General features: G+C 62.0%; 18 protein-coding genes. 12 read left to right on the top strand and 6 right to left on the bottom strand.

The genetic code is table 11. The features are described from left to right. Positions 1 to 98 precede the first annotated feature (98 nt). A complete protein-coding gene (locus JBE38_RS09945) occupies positions 99 to 1,376 on the bottom strand; it encodes an acetyl-CoA C-acetyltransferase (protein WP_060755727.1) in 1,278 nt (425 codons plus the stop codon). A 114-nt stretch (positions 1,377 to 1,490) separates the two neighbouring features. On the opposite strand from JBE38_RS09945, the gene JBE38_RS09940 reads away from it, so the two are divergent. The 4 genes from JBE38_RS09940 (at position 1,491) to JBE38_RS09925 (ending at position 7,645) form a co-directional block, all read left to right on the top strand. Continuing rightward, positions 1,491 to 2,834: a 3-oxoacyl-ACP reductase gene (locus JBE38_RS09940; RefSeq protein WP_205344213.1), complete on the top strand. Its 1,344-nt coding sequence runs from the start codon at positions 1,491 to 1,493 to the stop codon at positions 2,832 to 2,834. 2 nt (positions 2,835 to 2,836) lie between these two features. After that, a complete protein-coding gene (locus tag JBE38_RS09935; RefSeq protein WP_205344212.1) occupies positions 2,837 to 3,685 on the top strand; it encodes a MaoC family dehydratase in 849 nt (282 codons plus the stop codon). Between the two features lie 301 nt (positions 3,686 to 3,986). After that, complete coding sequence (locus tag JBE38_RS09930; RefSeq protein WP_240202465.1) at positions 3,987 to 5,777, top strand: collagen-like triple helix repeat-containing protein; 1,791 nt, start codon at positions 3,987 to 3,989, stop codon at positions 5,775 to 5,777. Between the two features lie 185 nt (positions 5,778 to 5,962). Next, positions 5,963 to 7,645: a ShlB/FhaC/HecB family hemolysin secretion/activation protein gene (locus tag JBE38_RS09925; RefSeq protein WP_205344211.1), complete on the top strand. Its 1,683-nt coding sequence runs from the start codon at positions 5,963 to 5,965 to the stop codon at positions 7,643 to 7,645. A 133-nt stretch (positions 7,646 to 7,778) separates the two neighbouring features. On the opposite strand, the gene JBE38_RS09920 is transcribed toward JBE38_RS09925, so the two are convergent. Genes JBE38_RS09920 through JBE38_RS09910 form a run of 3 tightly spaced genes read right to left on the bottom strand, consistent with a single transcriptional unit; the run spans position 7,779 to position 8,658 of the window. Beyond that, the gene (locus JBE38_RS09920) at positions 7,779 to 8,186 is read right to left on the bottom strand and encodes a response regulator (RefSeq protein ID WP_060755723.1); all 408 of its coding nucleotides are present in this window, start codon (positions 8,184 to 8,186) and stop codon (positions 7,779 to 7,781) included. A gap of 58 nt (positions 8,187 to 8,244) precedes the next feature. After that, positions 8,245 to 8,433 carry a Flp family type IVb pilin gene (locus JBE38_RS09915; protein WP_161547822.1) on the bottom strand — a complete coding sequence of 63 codons (189 nt, stop codon included), beginning with the start codon at positions 8,431 to 8,433 and terminating at the stop codon, positions 8,245 to 8,247. A gap of 36 nt (positions 8,434 to 8,469) precedes the next feature. Then, positions 8,470 to 8,658: a Flp family type IVb pilin gene (locus JBE38_RS09910; protein WP_060755721.1), complete on the bottom strand. Its 189-nt coding sequence runs from the start codon at positions 8,656 to 8,658 to the stop codon at positions 8,470 to 8,472. 333 nt (positions 8,659 to 8,991) lie between these two features. Here JBE38_RS09910 and cpaB point away from each other — a divergent pair, with 333 nt between their 5' ends. The 8 genes from cpaB to JBE38_RS09870 are packed head-to-tail and all read left to right on the top strand — an operon-like array spanning position 8,992 to position 16,410. Beyond that, entirely contained in the window at positions 8,992 to 9,921 is a 930-nt protein-coding gene (gene cpaB / locus JBE38_RS09905) for a Flp pilus assembly protein CpaB (RefSeq protein WP_205344210.1), read from the top strand. 15 nt (positions 9,922 to 9,936) lie between these two features. Continuing rightward, complete coding sequence (locus JBE38_RS09900) at positions 9,937 to 11,157, top strand: type II and III secretion system protein family protein (protein ID WP_205344209.1); 1,221 nt, start codon at positions 9,937 to 9,939, stop codon at positions 11,155 to 11,157. Beyond that, the gene (locus JBE38_RS09895; protein ID WP_205344208.1) at positions 11,154 to 12,347 is read left to right on the top strand and encodes a pilus assembly protein; all 1,194 of its coding nucleotides are present in this window, start codon (positions 11,154 to 11,156) and stop codon (positions 12,345 to 12,347) included. The genes JBE38_RS09900 and JBE38_RS09895 overlap by 4 nt, the downstream gene beginning before the upstream one ends. Then, positions 12,344 to 13,612 (top strand): CpaF family protein, encoded by a 1,269-nt coding sequence (locus JBE38_RS09890; protein WP_198760959.1) that lies wholly within the window; start codon positions 12,344 to 12,346, stop codon positions 13,610 to 13,612. The genes JBE38_RS09895 and JBE38_RS09890 overlap by 4 nt, the downstream gene beginning before the upstream one ends. A 13-nt stretch (positions 13,613 to 13,625) precedes the next feature. Next, complete coding sequence (locus JBE38_RS09885; RefSeq protein WP_090367020.1) at positions 13,626 to 14,507, top strand: type II secretion system F family protein; 882 nt, start codon at positions 13,626 to 13,628, stop codon at positions 14,505 to 14,507. Between the two features lies 1 nt (position 14,508). Next, positions 14,509 to 15,402 carry a type II secretion system F family protein gene (locus JBE38_RS09880; protein WP_205344207.1) on the top strand — a complete coding sequence of 298 codons (894 nt, stop codon included), beginning with the start codon at positions 14,509 to 14,511 and terminating at the stop codon, positions 15,400 to 15,402. Positions 15,403 to 15,412: 10 nt separating this feature from the next. After that, complete coding sequence (locus JBE38_RS09875; RefSeq protein WP_090367023.1) at positions 15,413 to 16,135, top strand: tetratricopeptide repeat protein; 723 nt, start codon at positions 15,413 to 15,415, stop codon at positions 16,133 to 16,135. A 2-nt stretch (positions 16,136 to 16,137) separates the two neighbouring features. Next, complete coding sequence (locus tag JBE38_RS09870; protein ID WP_060755714.1) at positions 16,138 to 16,410, top strand: DUF3613 domain-containing protein; 273 nt, start codon at positions 16,138 to 16,140, stop codon at positions 16,408 to 16,410. 26 nt (positions 16,411 to 16,436) lie between these two features. On the opposite strand, the gene JBE38_RS09865 is transcribed toward JBE38_RS09870, so the two are convergent. Both JBE38_RS09865 and JBE38_RS09860 read right to left on the bottom strand, forming a co-directional pair. Beyond that, entirely contained in the window at positions 16,437 to 17,210 is a 774-nt protein-coding gene (locus JBE38_RS09865) for a response regulator (RefSeq protein ID WP_205344206.1), read from the bottom strand. A gap of 143 nt (positions 17,211 to 17,353) precedes the next feature. Next, entirely contained in the window at positions 17,354 to 17,827 is a 474-nt protein-coding gene (locus JBE38_RS09860; RefSeq protein ID WP_205344205.1) for a prepilin peptidase, read from the bottom strand. Positions 17,828 to 17,839: the final 12 nt, after the last annotated feature.

Here is a 17,839-nt window from a genome sequence, read left to right as displayed (position 1 = left end):
CCAAACACGCGTGTGGCACTCGTTATACGGCAATCGGCTCGCCGGTGGGAGAGGCTACCGACCGTTGATCACTTAAGAATGCATCCAATATGCCAGTTTCAACGCTCAATGATCGCGGTAACCCCCTGGCCACCGGCTGCACAGATGGAAATCAGGCCGCGCCCCTTGCCCGCCGCATCCAACAGTTTGGCCAGGTTGGCGACAATACGCCCGCCTGTGGCGGCGAACGGGTGCCCGGCGGCCAGCGAACTGCCCTTGACGTTGAGCCGGCTGCGGTCGATGGCACCCAACGGCGCATCCAGCCCCAGGCGTGTTTTGCAGTAATCCGCATCTTCCCAGGCTTTGAGCGTGCACAACACCTGGGCAGCAAAGGCTTCGTGGATTTCGTAGTAATCGAAGTCCTGCAGCGTCAGGCCATTCCTTGCCAGCAAACGCGGCACCGCATACACGGGCGCCATCAACAAGCCTTCGGCGCCGTTGACGAAATCCACCGCCGCCGCCTCGCCATCGCGCAAGTACGCCAAAATCGGCAAGCCACGCTCCTTGGCCCAGGCTTCACTGCCCAGCAATACCAATGACGCACCGTCGGTGAGCGGCGTGGAGTTACCGGCGGTCAGCGTGCCCTTGTCGCTGCGCTCGAATACCGGCTTGAGGCTGGCGAGTTTTTCCAGGGTCAGGTCGGCGCGCAGGTTGTTGTCGCGGGTCAGGCCCAAAAACGGTGTCAGCAGATCGTTGTGCCAGCCTTCAGCGTAGGACGCGGCCATTTTCTGGTGGCTTTCAAGTGCCAGCTGATCTTGCTCGGCACGCGGAATCTGCCAGGTTTGCGCCATCAGCTCACAGTGCTGGCCCATGGACAAACCCGTGCGCGGTTCACCGTTGCGCGGCAGCTCGGGCTTGAGGTGATGAGGGCGAAGTTGTAACAGCAGTTTTAATTTATCGGCCATGGATTTGCTGCGGTTGGCCTGCAGCAGAATCTTGCGCAGCCCTTCATTCACGCCGATCGGCGCGTCGGAAGTGGTATCCACCCCACCGGCAATCCCGCATTCGATCTGGCCCAGGGCGATCTTGTTGGCCACCAGCAATGCCGCCTCAAGCCCCGTGCCGCAAGCCTGTTGAATATCGTACGCCGGGGTTTGCGGCGACAGGCGTGAGCCCAGCACACATTCGCGGGTGAGGTTGAAGTCGCGGGAATGTTTGAGCACCGCTCCGGCCGCCACCTCACCGATCCGCAGGCCGTGCAGGTTGTAGCGTTCGATCAGGCCCTCCAGGGCAGCGGTCAGCATGGCCTGGTTGCTCGCCGTGGCATAGGGGCCGTTGGAGCGGGCGAAGGGAATGCGGTTACCGCCAATGATCGCTACACGGCGCAATTGAGTCATGGAAAGCTCCCTGATGGTGGTGAGTGGAATAATCAAGCCTAGCCTAGGCTCAATCGAACGACCGTTACCCATTGATGGTCCATCGTTTGAACCCCAGCACTCGGAGAGCGTTCCATGTCTGACCGTTATATCGACTTCGCCAACTCAAGCCTCGGCCATCGCCTGGTCGCCGCCATTGGCCTGCCGTCACCGGTACGCCTGGAACGCTGGCAGGCGGGACGCCTGCGCCCGGTCGAAGGCGCCCTGCTGCTCGGCGGCGGTGCGCTGGCGAACCAGGTGCACGCCTTCGCCCACAAACTCACCGATGCCATCTACAGCTACGGCACCACGACGTCGACGTGGATTCCGGGCCACGGCCCCAAGCTCAAGGCGGTGGTGTTCGATGCCAGTGACCTGCAACACACCGACCAGCTCAAGCAGTTGCGTGAGTTCTTCCAGCCCTTGCTGAAAAACCTGGATAACAGCGCGCACCTGGTGATTCTCGGCCGTGCGCCGGAGAGCCTCAGCGACCCGTTCGCCGCCAGCGCACAACGGGCCCTGGAGGGTTTCAGCCGCTCGTTGGCCAAGGAACTGCGCAACGGCGGTGTGGCGCAGTTGCTGTATGTCGGCGACGGTGCCGAGGAGCAGTTGGAAGGCGCACTGCGGTTTTTCCTCTCGCCTAAAAGCGCCTATATCTCCGGCCAGGTCATTCGCCTGCAAGCCTGCGCCACTGCGGTCGAAGATTGGACTCGCCCTCTCGCCGGGCGCAAGGCCCTGGTGACCGGTGCCGCCCGAGGTATTGGCGCGTCCATTGCTGAAACCCTCGCCCGCGACGGTGCAGAGGTGATTCTGCTCGACGTGCCCCAGGCCAAGTCGGATCTCGAAGCCCTCGCCGCCCGCCTAGGGGCACGTACCGTCGTGCTGGATATCTGCGCAGAAGACGCCGCCACGCGGCTGATCGAACAACTGCCGGATGGCCTCGATATCCTGGTGCACAATGCCGGTATCACTCGCGACAAAACCCTGGCGAACATGACCCCGGAATATTGGGACGCGGTACTGGCGGTCAATCTCAATGCCCCCCAGGTGCTGACCAAGGCGTTGCTCGACAGCGGTACCCTGCGCGACAACGCCCGTTTGGTGCTGTTGGCCTCCATCAGTGGCATTGCCGGCAACCGTGGGCAAACCAACTACGCCGCGAGCAAGGCCGGCTTGATCGGGTTGGCGCAGGCGTGGGCGCCGTTGCTGAAGGAACGCGGGATCAGCATCAACGCAGTGGCACCCGGGTTTATCGAAACCCAGATGACCGCGCATATTCCCTTCGCCCTGCGTGAAGCCGGGCGGCGCATGAGTTCGTTGGGCCAGGGCGGCCTGCCCCAAGATGTGGCTGAGGCCGTGGCCTGGCTTGGCCAACCGGGCTCTGGTGCGGTCAGCGGCCAAGCCTTGCGCGTGTGTGGGCAAAGCCTGCTGGGAGCCTGAACATGGAATGGCAGACACTCGACCGCACCCCGCTTCTGCCGCCGCTGTACTGGCGGGCCGCGCTCAAGCGCAAGATCACCGGCGAAACCCTGCCCGATGCAGGACTGCGCTGTCACATTCGCCTGAACCCCACGGAGGTGGCCGCCTATCGCCAGGTCTGCGGGTTCGCTGACAGTTCGGTCCTGCCAGGGGCTTATCCGCATATCCTGGCGTTTGGTTTGCAGATGCAATTACTCACCGACAAACAGTTTCCCTTTCCTTTGCTGGGGTTGATTCACCTGAGCAATCGGATCCGTATCCATCGTCCGCTGGGAGGCGTGAGCAATGTGCTGATCAGCGTGTACGCGCACAACCTGCGGCCCCATGCCAAGGGGGCGACCTTTGATATTGTGACCACGGTCGAGGATTCACTGGGACTGTTGTGGGAGGCGGATAGCCGTATGCTCTGCCGCGCAGTGAAACTCGAAGGCGACACCCAGGAAGAGCATTTGTCGGTAACCGATAACGTCAGCGAACTGGCCCGCTGGAAGGCGCCCGCCGATATTGGCCGCCGATACGCTCGGGTATCCGGCGATTACAACCCGATCCACCTGAGCGCATTGACGGCCAGGCTCTTCGGGTTCCCCCAGGCTATCGCCCATGGGCTGTGGAACACCGCCCGGACACTGGCCGCATTGCACGAGCATTTGTCCGCCGCGAATGTCGAGATAGACGTCGAATTCAAAAAGCCGGTGCGCCTGCCCAGTGAAGTTGTATTACTCACCACGGCTGCGGGTTCCAGTGGCGAGTTGCAACTCAAGGGGACCGGCGACATTCAACATATGCTCGGCAAGTGGCGACCTATTGCGTGAACCACAGGAATTAATTGTATATAAACCCTAAGTTATAGCGGACGCTTCGGCGTCCGCTTTTTTTACTTAACTCATTGTTTTTCATGAAATAACCCTATCCAAAAGCCCTCTCTTTTACACACTTGGTATTAGTCATTAAGCCAACTAATGCCGCGCCTATATAAATCGTTAATACCAAGTTGAGCATTGCGAGAAAGAGCACTCAGGTCTGTGATTAACGCACGGACAAACGTATGCCTATCCCTAGAAATAGTCGACGTTTGAAACAACCAAGGTTGTACAGGTGCAAGGGAACTCAATCATGAAAACTCAAACTCAAGTAGTGCTATGGAAAGCAAGTACCGCGCTGGCCCTGGTCATGGCGATGAGCCTTGGCGGCTGCAGCAGCGGTGGCGGCGGCCATCACAGCAGTGTGGCGGCGTCTTCCCCGGATGCGGGTGCGGGTAGTGGTAGTGGAGGCACAGGTAGCGGTAGTGGGACTGGAAGCGGCACTGGCGGTACCGGCGGTGGCACTGCTGGCACTGGCGGCGGCACTGACGGCACCGGCGGTGGCACTGCTGGCACTGGCGGCGGTACTGACGGCACCGGCGGCGGTACTGACGGCACCGGCGGCGGTACTGGCGGCATCGGCGGTGGCACTGCTGGTACTGGCGGCGGTACTGGCGGCACCGGCGGCGGTACTGGAGGCACCGGCGGCGGTACTGGCGGTACTGGCGGCGGTACTGGCGGCACCGGCGGTGGCACTGGCGGCACCGGCGGTGGCACTGGCGGCACCGGTTCGACAACCACCCCGCTGGTCACAGGCCAGATCGCAGGCACGCTGGGCACTACCGTCGGTAACGTCGGTGCTGCCGTCGGCGATCTTGGCTCGACACTCAACGGCGTTCCCGTCGTCGGTGTCGCGGCCGGTGGCCTCGTCACCGCGACCGGCAATGCCGTCACCAGCATCGGCAGCGGCGTGACCAATGGCCTGGGTACCCTGGGCACCAACAGCAATGCGCTGGGCACCACCGTCGCCGGTATCGGCAATGGCGTGGCCGACCTCGGCACCGGCGTGTCGAACACCGGCAGCACCCTGGGCACCACGTTGGGTGGCGTGCCAGTCGTCGGCGGGTTGACCGGCGGCGTCGGCACCGCAGCGGGGGGGCTGGTGAGTAACGTTGGCCAAGCCGTGACCATGCTCGGCGATACCCTGAGTACCGCCAGCACCACCGGACCACTGGGCAGCGCAACCAACACCCTGAGCAGGAGTGCACTGGTACCGGTGGTCTCCCTGGTGGAAAACACCACCGGCAACCTGGGCAACGCTACCGGCCTGGGCACGCCGCTCAACGGCCTGCTGAGTCAAGTCGGCTCCACCGTTACCGGCGTGGGCGGCCAAGTCTCCGGTGCCGGCGGCGCAGGCAACCCTGTCACCACGGCGGCCGGCGGCGCGCTGGCCAGCGTCGGTGGCGTGCTCAACCAGTCGGGTGGCTATGTTGCGCCCGCCGGCGGTGCCGCTGCTCCCGGCTTGCCGGAACTGGTCGGCGGTGTAGTCGCCAACGTAGGTAGCGGCCTGACGGCCGGCAGTACCAACGGCACAGTCGGTACTGCGGGTGTCACCGGTGGGGCACTGGGCAATACCGTGGCCTCGCTGGGCACTGTGATCGGCGGCACCGGCGTCGCCAACACCGCCCCCACGACGCCAGTCGCAGGCTTGGCGACCAACGTCGGCACAGCGCTGGCCCCGGTCACCAACGGCGTCACCAGCCTGACGCAAAACGTCGGCACCACCACCGGCATCGGCGCTCCGGTCAACGGTCTGGTTACCCAGGTCGGCGGCGCTGTCAGCAGCCTGGGCACCAACCTGACCACCGCCAACGCCAACCCGGTCACCAACGCAGTGGGCACGACGGTTACGTCGCTCGGCAACACCGTAGGCTCAGTGGGTGGCTTGGTCACCGGCGGAACCGGCAGCACGGGTGGCGGCCTGCTCGGTGGCTTGAACGTCGGCGCCAGCACCACGACCAACACCTCGGTCAACGGCAGTGCCAGCACCGGTACAACGGGTGGCCTGGGAGGCTTGCTGAACGGCCTGACTGGCCCTAATTAGAATTGCACCTGGCCGATTAGACGGCCTCCCCTCCAGCGCCTACGCTTGGTTGAGACGAGAGACCCTGAGTAAGTCTCTCGTCTTTTTTATGGACCGGCCTTGTCGAACAACGCCTGGTCCTCCCGAACCGAGTCCCAGAACCCGGCGGGCCCGAGACGCTGCTGCAGTTGACCATGGAGTGTCCTATGCGCGTGTTCACACCGTTGTTAGTTCTTTCCCTCAGTGCTTACGCCCAAGCCGAGAGCCTGCCCAACTTTCTCAACAGCAACGACACCATCCGCAACCTGCCGGTGCCCAACCTGCCCGCCGACGCCTACCGACCGGTCACGCCCAAGACCCAGGTGCCGGAGGCACCCGCTTCCCAGGGCCAGCCTCTGTTGATGGACACCAAAATCACCATCCGCAAGCTGCAGATCGAGGGCGGCACGATCTACCCGCTCGGCGAGACCGCCAAAGCCTACTCGGCGCTGATCGGCCATGAGACCAACCTGGCGCAATTGATCGAAGCCACCCGCAGCATCACCCGTCGTTATCAAGAGGACGGTTACCTGCTGTCCTACGCCTTCCTGCCGCAACAGAACTTTGAAAACGGCCTGGTACGCGTGGTGCTGGTGGAGGGTTACATCAAGGACTACCAGCAAATCGGCGACATCGGTTCGGTGTCGGCCTATGTCGATAAACTGGCGAACAAACTCCTCGCCGAACGCCCACTCACACGCAAGACGTTCGAGCGCTATACCACGCTCATGGGGCGTATCCCCGGCGTGACGCTGCAAGCGCAAGTACCGCCGCCGGGGACCACCGATGGCGCCGCGCACATGGTGATCCAGGCCAGCCGCAAACCCTTCACCACCAGCATGAGCCTGGTGGAAGACAACCGCAGCGGCACCCAAGCGTTGCTCACCGCCACCAGCAATGCCCAGACATCCATGGGCGAACAGCTCAACGTCAGCGGCCTGTTCCCGCCCGGCGACGACAAAAAGCATTATTACCGCGTGGGCTACAGCCAGTTCATCAATGCCGAAGGCAGCCAGCTTGTGCTGGGGGCCGAACGTTATCGTGCCGACCCCAAAAGCAATATCCAGCTGGACGGCGGCTTCGAACTCAAGCCGCACCAGTCGATCGATCGCTACACCATCGGCCTCAGCCACCCGCTGATCGCCTCGCCCACCGAATCCTTGACCCTGGGCGCGCGCCTGTATGCGGTGGACCAAACCACACGCTATCAACTGGTGGGCTACCCCAACCGCTTCGATATCGAAACCAACCTGCGCGCGCTGGCGTTCGAAGGTGACTGGCGCAAGGCCGACGCCCGGCAATTGCGCATCCTCAGCGCCGGTCTGTATCAGGGTATCAACGGCATGGGCGCCAGGACCCACAGTGATCTGTCCAGTACCACGCCTGACCTCGACTTCTTCCGCCTGCGCCTCTCCGGCGTGCAGAGCGACAAGTTCTTGGATAATTGGCAAGGGGTACTGTCGGGCGCGTTCTACTGGAGCGATGCCACCCTGCCCGACAGCGAACGCGCCACCTTCGGCGGGCAGAACTTCGGCCGTGGCTACCCTGACGACCAGGCTTCCGGTGACAAGGGTTGGGGCGTGGCGTACGAGGTCAACTACAGCTTCAACCGCGCCGGTGACTGGGTGAAGGTGCTGCAACCCTACGTTGTGCTCGATCGTGCCAAGACCTGGTTCAACACCCTGCCGGTCAAGGGCAACGACATGTCATCGGCGGCCGTGGGCCTGCGTTTTGGCGATAACAAGTACTACAACATCGCGCTGGAAGCCTCCAAACCCATGTCGGATATCGCCCTCGACAGCCTCAACCGGCGGCCGCGGTATACGCTGAGCTTCAGCTACCAGCTCTGACGATCGTAGTGAGCGGGCTTGCCCCGCGCTGGGTGGCGAAGCCGCCCCAAAACCGGCCAACTCGGTTTTTCTGAAAGACCGTGGTGTTCTTGTTGGGGCTGCTGCGCAGCCCAGCGCGGGGCGAGCCCGCTCACTACAAGGGGTGTTTGATCAGGGGGAAGAGGTTGTTGAGGGTATCGATCAAGCGCACCAGGTAGATGGGCTTGCGAAACAGATCCAGCACCTGCAAACGCAGCATATCGCTGACATCATCCATCTGAGCATGCCCCGACATCACGATCACCGGCAAGTGCTGGCGCTCAGTGTGTTCGCGCAGGCGCTTGATCAGTGAGATACCGCTTTCCTCGGGCATGCTCAGGTCGGTGATCACCAGGGCGATGTCCGGGTTCAGGGTCAACTCCTGCAAGGCGAGGGTGACGGAGGTGGCGGTAAAGCAAACGAAGCCCTCGTTCTCCAGCGACTCGGCCAGTTCTACGAGGGCATCTTCTTCGTCGTCCACCAACAGGATTTGTTGGCGAAAAGGTGCAGTTGCAGCATTCATGGGTACTACCTAGCGTTGCCAAACAATGACGTGTGTACTCACCGATGCTGTCTGAAGCTCAGGTTATAGCGGTCGTGATTTTAGCAATGAACGTCGTGATCTGCGGCCCCAGGGTCGCCCCCGCCGCCAGTACGACCAGCGCCACGATAGCCACGAGAATGAGGTATTCAATCGCCGTAGCGCCGTCTTTGCGATACAACAGCAATAGTAGCTGGTTACGCACTTTCATCAACAGATCAAGGACCATAGCACTTCTCCTCAGTCGCAGGATACGGTCTGGAACTCAGGTCAGGGCAGTGTTGATTTTACCGAAGAAGGTCGTGATTTTAGGTCCCAGGGTTGTCCCGGCAGCCAGGATCACCAGGGCCACGATGGCTACCAGAATCAGGTACTCAATCGCCGTAGCGCCGTCTTTGCGCTGAAAAAGCAACTGAAGTTGAATATGAAGTTTTACCAACAACTCAAGGATCATCGTACTTCTCCTCAGGCGCTGGGCGCCTTATCAGCACGCCGCACAGTAATTGCGATGTGCCATCTGAGCATTGTCAACAAACCCCAGCCTCACAACTGTAAGAACTGATTAATCACAAAGTAGGGGGTTACTTTATTGACGCCTTAATTCCGTGGTTTTCAACGTCATCCCGCCCTTCGCACAAGAAAACTTGCTGTCAGTAATGGCATTTTGTCCTAGCTGAACTACCTTCAAATAGCGAAATAGTTAGTCACAGGTTCATAGCAGCCGCGTTGCGAAATTAGCCCGCTCGGAGAGACGGGTGTGTCGTGCAACAGCAAAGGGAGCGCCGTCATGAACACGCGTCTGAGCATGGTGTTGGCCGGGGTGCTTCTGCTCGGTGCGCTGTTTGCCGGTTATTGGGGATTGGTCCTGAGCCGGGCGCCTGTACCGGCACCTCCTCCCCCGGTCCCCCAGGCAGCACCTGTCGAAAAAGCCGTTACCGTGGTGGAAGACCAGACCCGCCAACCGGTGGTGGTACTGGCCCGCGACATCCCGCCCTTTGTGCCCCTGAGCGCCGCCGATCTCGCGGTGGAAAAACTGCGTACCGTACCGGCCGGCAGCATGAGCAGCGTCGACCAGGCCATCGGCCGCACGCCTTGGCGAGCCCTGCGGGCAGGCACCTGGTTGAATGAAGACAGTTTCACCCCAGGTGGCCCGCTGGCGCGAATGATTCGCCCCGACGAACGCGCACTGGCCGTAGCCGTGGATGAAGTGATTGGCGCGGCCGGCCAACTGAGCCCCGGTGATTATGTGGACGTATTGCTGTACCTGCGCCAGGACGCCGCCAACCTCGAACAATCGGCCCAGGTGGTGGTGCCCGCCATGCGTTTGCTCAGCGTCGGCGATCAAATGGGCTTGAGCAATGATGGCACCCCAGCCTCCCCGCCTGCACTCACCGCCGAGGAACGAGCCCAGCGTCGCGGCCCGCCACGCACCGTGGTGTTGGCGGTGCCCGAGGCCCTGCTGAGCCGCCTGATGCTCGCCACTCAAGCCGGCACTTTACGCCTGGCAGTTCGCAGTGCCGACGAACGTTTGCTGGGCCAATACTGGGCCGGCGAAAGCGATGTGCCGGGCAAGGTGCAAAGCGCCAACCGCGACCTTTATCAGTTCACGCAACTGGCCTTCGCCCAAGCGCCGAAAAAACTCGTCCAGGGCAGCCCGCGTCGCACCGGTATCGAGGTGATCCGCGGCAATCAAGCCACCCAACAAACGCCTGACTGAACAAGGATGCCCTGCATGAACCGACGTTTCGCACCCGTGTTCACGCTGAAAATCGCCTGTGCCCTGCTGCTGTCGAACCTGTCCGTGGAACTGGCCGTGGCTGGGCCCGGCAATTGCGCCAGCCTGGGTCAACTACCCGCCGCCCTGTCGGTCGGTGAAGGCTTGCAACAGGAACTGCAATCACCGGTAGCCATCACCCGCCTGGCGATTGGTGACCCGAAAATTGCCGACGTCCACCTCAACGGCGACCGGGGTTTCCTGCTGACCGGCGTCGCCTCCGGCACCACCAGCCTGATGGTCTGGACCGCCTGTTCGAACACGCCACGCCAGAGCATGGTGTTCGTCAAGGGCAAGGCCATCTCGGCGCTGACCAGCCTGTCGTTGTCGCCATCGGAAGACCCCTTGCTGCCCAGCCAGGTACAGACCGATATCCGTTTTGTCGAGGTCAGCCGCACCAAGCTCAAGGAGGCCAGCACCAAGATTCTGGGCAATGGTAAAAACTTCTTCCTGGGCAGCCCTAGCCTGGTATCGCCTTCCGAAGGGGTCTTCAAACTGCCGGTGAGCCCCGACAACTTCAATATCGGGTTTGGCGGGGGGCGCGTATCCGCGATGATCAATGCCCTGGAAAGCAGCGGGTTCGCCTATACCCTGGCACGTCCAAGCCTGGTGGCCATGAGCGGCCAGAGTGCGACCTTCCTGGCGGGCGGCGAGGTGCCGATCCCGGTGCCGAGCAGCGCCAGCAACAATATCTCGATCGAATACAAAGAGTTCGGCATCCGCCTGACCTTGACCCCGACCGTGATCGACCGTAACCGGATCTCCCTCAAAGTCGCACCGGAAGTCAGTGAGCTGGACTACACCAACGCGGTGGTCATCGACAATATCAAGGTTCCGGCCCTGACCATTCGCCGCACGGACACCAGCGTGTCCCTGGCAGACGGCGAAAGCTTCGTGATCAGCGGGCTGATCAGCAGCAGCAACACCACCAGCATCAGCAAGTTTCCCGGCCTGGGTGACATCCCGATCCTGGGCGCGTTCTTTCGCGATTCCAACATCAATCGCCAGGACAAGGAACTGCTGATGATCGTCACCCCGCACCTGGTGCAGCCGTTGGCGGCCAATGCCCAGTTGCCGTCCTTGCCAGGCGAGAAACTGCGTAACTACGACCCGAACTGGTATCGCCTGTACTTCCTGGAAAACGGCAACTTCGACCGACTCAACGGACTGTCCCAATGAGCGATAGCCTGAGCCAGACGTTCCTGGCAATCACGCGCAACACCACCGACCTGGAATGGCTGCAGGGCGCGCTGGCCCCGCTTGGTCAAGTGGTCAGCGCCGGCAGCGGCACGCTGGACGAACTGCTCGCCCTGGTCGATGTGACCTTTGCCGGCCTGGTGTTTATCGGCCTTGACCGCGAACACGTGGTGGCCCAAAGCGCGTTGATCGAAGGCGCCCTGGAAGCCAAACCGATGCTCGCCATCGTCGCCCTCGGTGACGGCATGGACAACCAGTTGGTACTCAATGCCATGCGCGCCGGCGCGCGGGATTTTGTCGCCTACGGCTCACGCTCGAGCGAAGTGGCCGGGCTGGTGCGGCGCCTGAGTAAACGCCTGCCGCCGGTCACCACCAATACCCAGCTGGGTGGCCTCAGCGTGCTGTATGGCACCCAGGGCAATGCCGATGGCGCACTGTTGGCCAGCCACCTGGCGCTGGTCGTACAAAAGAGTGGTCAGCACACCTTGCTGCTGGACCTGGGCCTGCCCCGAGGTGACAGCCTGGCGCTGCTGGGGCTGGAAAGCTCGTTCCATTTCGGCGATGCCCTGCGCCACCTGCGACGGCTGGACACGACCCTGATCAACAGCGCGTTCACCAGTGCGCAAGACGGCCTGCGCATTCTGGCCTACGCCCCCAACGATGAGCCCCTGGAGCGCACCAGCGCCGCCGAGTTGTACATGCTGCTCAGCGCGTTGCGCCAACATTTCCAGCACATTGTGGTGAACCTGGTTGGCCAACCGGACAGCGAAGCCCTGCGCACCTTCGTCAGCCATTGCGACAAGCTGTTGTGGTACACCGACCAGAGCGTGCTGGACTGCCGACGCAACCTCGCGGTGCTGAACCTGTGGCGCGAAAAGGGCATGAAGCTGGAGCACGCCAAACTGTTGGTCGACAGCTACCTCAAGAGCTGCGCACCGGACGCCGAAACCCTGGGCAAAAGCTTTGGCCTGGAGGTGATTGCCGTGCTGCCGCTGAGCCCGGACGTGCGCCTGAATGCAAAAAACCAGGGCCAGACCTTGTTCGCCCTGGCGCCACGCGAACCCTTGACCCAGGGTCTGAAAACCCTCGGGGAGCGCCTGGCAAAACGTTCGGCGGGCAACGAACAACCCTCCCAAAACTGGCTTGATCGCCTGCTGAGAGCCGGCAAATGAACAGTGAAAAACTTTTCGGCGCCCCTACCGCAGGCTTCGGTAGCAACACCGAGCACGACGGACTCAAGCTGGTGTTCCATCGCTACATCATCGATGCCATCGAGGAGTCGGGGAAAAACCTGCTGGAAGGTTCTCGCCAGTTGCTCGCGCAGTTTGTCATCGACAAAGTCGCCGAATACAGCAACCGCATGCACCTGGCGATCTCCCGCTATGAGATGGAACGCCTGGCCGAAGAAATCGTCGACGAGCTGACCGGCTTCGGCCCGCTGGAAGTGCTGCTGCGTGACCCGTCCGTCACCGAGATCTTGGTCAACGGCCCGCACCGGGTATTCATAGAACGCGATGGCCTGCTGCACCAGAGCGACTTGCGCTTCATCGACTCGCACCATGTGGAGCGCGTGATGCAACGCATCCTCGCGCCCCTCGGGCGACGCCTGGACGAGTCCTCGCCCATGGTCGATGCGCGCCTGCCCGATGGCAGCCGGGTCAACGCGATCATCCCGCCGATAGCCCTGGACGGGCCATGCCTGTCGATTCGCAAGTTTCGCAAGGACATGCTCAAGAGCAGCGACCTGGTGGCCATGCAGACCATCGACCAGAACATCTTCGACTTCTTCCAGGAGGCCGTGGGCAAGCGTTGCAACATCCTCATCAGCGGCGGCACCGGCACCGGCAAAACCACATTGCTGAACATCCTCAGCCAACTGATCAACCCCCATGAACGGCTGGTGACCATCGAAGACGTGGCCGAACTGCAACTGGGCCACCCCCATGTGGTGCGCCTGGAAACCCGCCCGCCGAATGCCGAGGGGCATGGCGAGGTCAAGGCCAGCGACCTGATCCGCAACGCCCTGCGGATGCGCCCCGACCGCATCATCCTGGGTGAGATCCGTGGCGTGGAAGTGCTCGATGTCCTCACCGCCATGAACACCGGCCACGACGGTTCCATGAGTACCGTGCATGCCAACAACGCCGCCGATGCCCTGCTGCGCCTGGAAACATTGGTGGGTCTGACTGGCCGGACGGTGGCGGAAAAAACCCTGCGCCAAATGATCTGTGCGGCGCTGGATGTGGTGATTCAACTGACCCGCCTGCCCGACGGCCGCCGCTGTGTGAGCGAGGTGGTCGAGGTGGTGGGCATTCGCGAAGACGTGTACGTGACCAACACGCTGTTCCGCCATGACCGGCGAACCGGCTTCGGCTTCCTGCGCGAGGCGGTCAACCCGGCCGGTGAAAAGCTGCGCCGCGAACCGGCATTGCCGTGAAAGGGATTCGACCATGACCGGGGCCATCCTGCTGCTGATTTGCCTGATCCTGACCGGCCTGTCGATTCGATCGTTTTACCATGGCCTGCGCCGCGCCCAGACCGAACGCGTATTGGACCGTCTTGCCGAAGGCCAGCCCAAGCTCGCCGAAGAGGCCAGCCACTGGGACGGCCTGGAGCGCATGTTCCTGCGCGCAGGCTTGGGCAAACCCAGTGACAGCCTGGGGCTGTGGCTGGCGTTGTGGGCCCTGGGCGTCGCGTTGGGGTTGATGGTTGCCGGCTGGTTTGGCCTGGTGATGATGCTGCTGGTGCCACCGCTGTTGCTGCGTTTGTACCTCGCCTGGCGGTATCAGCGGCTCATCAAGCGCATGATCGAACAGCTGCCGCAGTTGCTCGATCACACGGTACGCAGCCTCAAGGCCGGGCGCACCTTGACCGACGCGGTGCTGGGCGGCATCGAGGTCAGCGAAGACCCACTGAAAAAAGCCATGGGCCGCATCCAGCGCAACGTGCAGTTGGGCGTCAGCCTGCCGGAGTCGACGCATGACTTTGCCGAATTCTATGAGCGCGACGAATTTCGCCTGTTCGCGTTGGGCTTGAAGGTCAACCACCGCTATGGCGGCAACGCCAGCGAGCTGTTGGAAAACCTGATCAAGATGATCCGCGAACGCGAGCAAGCCGCCCGTCAGCTGCGCGCCCTGACCGGCGAAACCCGGGTGACCGCCTATGTCCTCACCGCCCTGCCCATTTCCATGGTGGGCTACTTCCTGGCAGTGAACCCCGCGTACCTGATGACCATGTGGAACGACGACACGGGTCGCCTGTTGCTGTTCGTGGCCCTGGCCATGCAACTCATGGGTTGCTTCACCTTATGGCGCATGTTGCGGAGTGTATGACATGGCGATTGCCCTGCTGATCAGCGCCGTCCTGTTCCTTGCCGCCCTGGCGCTGGTGCTCGCCAACCTGGTCAGGCAGCGACGCGGCCAACGCCTGGTTGCCCAGCGCTTGCAGGGCCAGCTGGGCCGCAAAGACAAATTTGGCAGCCTGATGCAGCAACTGGGCAGCAGCCCGCTGGCGCAACGTTCGCTTAGCCTGGACCATGAAACCCAGGTCCTGCTCAACCGGGTCGGCTGGCGTAAAGCCAGCCAACGCTCGATGTTCGCCGCCTTCCAGATCGGCACGCCGCTGGTGCTGATGGGCCTTGTGGGGGTGGCCCAGGGCGTGTTGTTTGGCCACAGCGACTCGCCCTGGCTCGCGCCCCTGATTGCCTTGGGCATTGGCTACCTGCTGCCCAAGCGCGTGCTGTCCAGCCTCGCCAAAAGTCGCCAGCAGCAGATCGCCCGCGAGGTGGCAACCTTCATCCCGCTGCTGCGCATCCTGTTCGAGTCAGGCATGGCCGTCGAACAGACACTGCGCGTGCTCAGCCTTGAAGCGCAGCGCCTGCTGCCGGCCTTGACCCATGAACTACGCCTGATCCTGACACGGGTCGACTCCGGCCTGGAACTCAGCGAGGAGCTGGGTAAGACCGCGCGGCTGCTGGCCGTGGATGAGTTCACCGATACCTGCACCATCCTCCAGCAATTGGTCCAGCAAGGGGGCGGCGCGATGAAGTCGTTACTGGCGCTCAAGCAATTGCTCGACGACCGCCGCCTGACCCGCATCCAGGAATTCGTTTCGAAGATGTCGGCGAAGATGTCGGTGGTGATGATGGTTTTTCTGTTTCCCGCCTTGCTGATCGTGCTCGGAGGGCCTGCGTTCATCGGCATCTCCCGAGCCTTGAGTAACCTATGAGGAGCGCCCGATGAAAGCCTTGATAGCCGGTTTGAGCCTGTTATTGCTCGGCGGTTGTGCCACCAATGGTCAAACCCCGTGGAGCGCACTCACGGCCACCGGCAGTTGCCCCAAGCCCGCTTCCGACCAGGAGCTGGCATTGAACCTGGCCGATGAAATGGCCAACGACGGCAAGCTGCACGCCAGCCTGGCCAACCTGCAGAACCTGCCCTCGCACTTGCCCCAGGTGCGCCTGCGCCAGGCCAAGGCCTATCGTTTGCTGGGCCGCGGCGAGGCCGAGCCGTTGTACCGCAGCCTGCTCGGCACCTGCATGGCCGCCGAAGGAGAGCACGGCCTGGGCCAGCTGGCCTCGGCCAAGGGCGACAACGGGCAAGCCATGGCGCACTTGCAACGTGCGGCACGCTTGGCACCCACCGACGAAAAAATCCGCAATGACCTGGGCGTGGTGTACCTCAACCAACTGCGCCTGGAAGACGCCCGTTTCGAATTCATGACCGCCATGGAACTCAAGCAGAGCGACCCGCTGGCGGCGATCAACCTGGTGACCTTGCTGATCTATCAGGACAACTGGAAGCAGGCCGCACAAGTGGTCGGCCAGATGGGCCTGAGCCCGGAACAAGTCACCGAGGCCCAGGCCAGGGCCGAGAAACTCAAAGGCTCCGGCGCTCCCGTCGCCAAGGCCGGCGATCAGCTCGCCACGGTCAGTGAGACCATCGGCAACTCGAGGAATTGATGATGAAACGACCCTATCTCACCAGCCTGGCAGTGCTGACATTGCCCATGAGTGTGCTGGCCATAGAGCCCGGGCCCTCATCCCCGCAACAGGCCGCCACTGAAAATTGGCTGACGTTGCAGGTCAGCGGCAAGCTCGCATCCAGCACCCAGCAAAAAGCCACCGCCGCCGAACGCGAACAGGCTGCCCAGCGGTTGCTGGACAGCTACAAGCATCCGATTCCAGAGTTTTTCGAACAGAAAGTCGGCGGGCAAACCGGCGGCAATCATCAGTAGTTTGTGGGAGGGGGATGGTGTTGTGATCAGTGAGCCGTCACCTGCTGGTGCGGCGCCAATTTGCCAGGCGACAGCGCCAGTGCCAGTTGCGTACGGTTATGCATGTGGGTCAGGCGCAGCACCTGAGAGACGTACAACTTCACAGTGTTTTCGGTAATGCCCAATTCGCAGGCAATCTGATAGTTGGTCTGGCCTGTGCCCACCAGCCGCGCCACATCCCACTGGCGCGGTGACAGCGGTTTGAAGATCGCCGGAATTTCCGACGGTCCCGCCGAGACCGCTTCGCCCTGCGCCCCTGGCGGGCTGCGGCGGACTTTATCGATGTCCTGATACAGCTCATTGATGGACTCGGACAGAAATTGCAGCTTCTGATTCAAGTGCCCCAGTTGCAGATCCTTCCTGCGCTCTTGCAATGCTGCGTCCTGGCGCTGCAAGCCTTCGAGCAATTCATCCAGGTTGATCGGCTTCTGATAGTAGTCGGCGAAGCCGGCCCGAAGGGCCTTGATCACATCCTGCTTGTCGGCGCGCCCGGTCAACATGATGGCTTCGAAAGCCCGCTGCTTACCGGCGACCTTTTGCAACGCCTGGACCAATTCGATGCCGTCCATGTCCGGCATATGCAGGTCGCACAACACCAGGCCGATCTCGGCGTCTTCGCTGAAACACGTCAAGGCCTGCTGGCTGGACTGACAAGGGACGCAACGATAGCCGCTGCTTTCGAGAAACTCACAGAGCTCCTCCACGATCAGTGGCTGATCGTCGACCACGAGCACTTTAACCGCAGAGGTAAGCTTGTTCACACGCTACTCCATGCCAGGCACGCCAAAAGATTGGCCCATCTTTTACGACGAATATCCCTACACAACTTAAACAACATTCCTACACAACTTAAACGTAGACGTACTTTCCGACTATGTACATAGCGTTAATACCCCCATGGCGACTAATGGATCCAAAACCACGTAAGTACGAATCCCACCAGCAAAAACGGCGCGAACGGCAGTTTTTTTGACGATTGCGGCGCCAAACCGGCCATTTGGTCTTTGAACACCGGCCCCAGAAGCGCCCACACTTTTGGCGCAAGCATCAGCCAGAGCACACTGGCGAATGCCGCCCCGATAAACGCCCCCAGCAGATACTCGGCATTCGAGGCCAGCGCCAACGCCGCGAGCAACTTCACATCGCCCGCGCCCAGGCGACCCAGGGCGTAACCCGGCAGGGTCAGCAGCAGCGCCAGCACCAACGCCAGCGCGCCCTGCCCGGCCGGCGCGCCCAGCCATGTGCTGCCCGTGCCCAGCAGGTAGATCAACGCCAACAGGGCCGCCCCCAGCGTCAGGCGGTTAGCCAGCAACCGCTGCCGAGCGTCCTGCGCCGCACACAGCCCCAACCACACCAATACCACGGCACCCTGGATCACGTAAAAAACATC

The sequence above is a fragment of the Pseudomonas sp. ICBG1301 genome (assembly GCF_016918385.1).
GTDB classification, from domain to species: Bacteria; Pseudomonadota; Gammaproteobacteria; order Pseudomonadales; family Pseudomonadaceae; genus Aquipseudomonas; species Aquipseudomonas palleroniana.
This window is presented reverse-complemented; position numbering and strand designations above follow the sequence as displayed.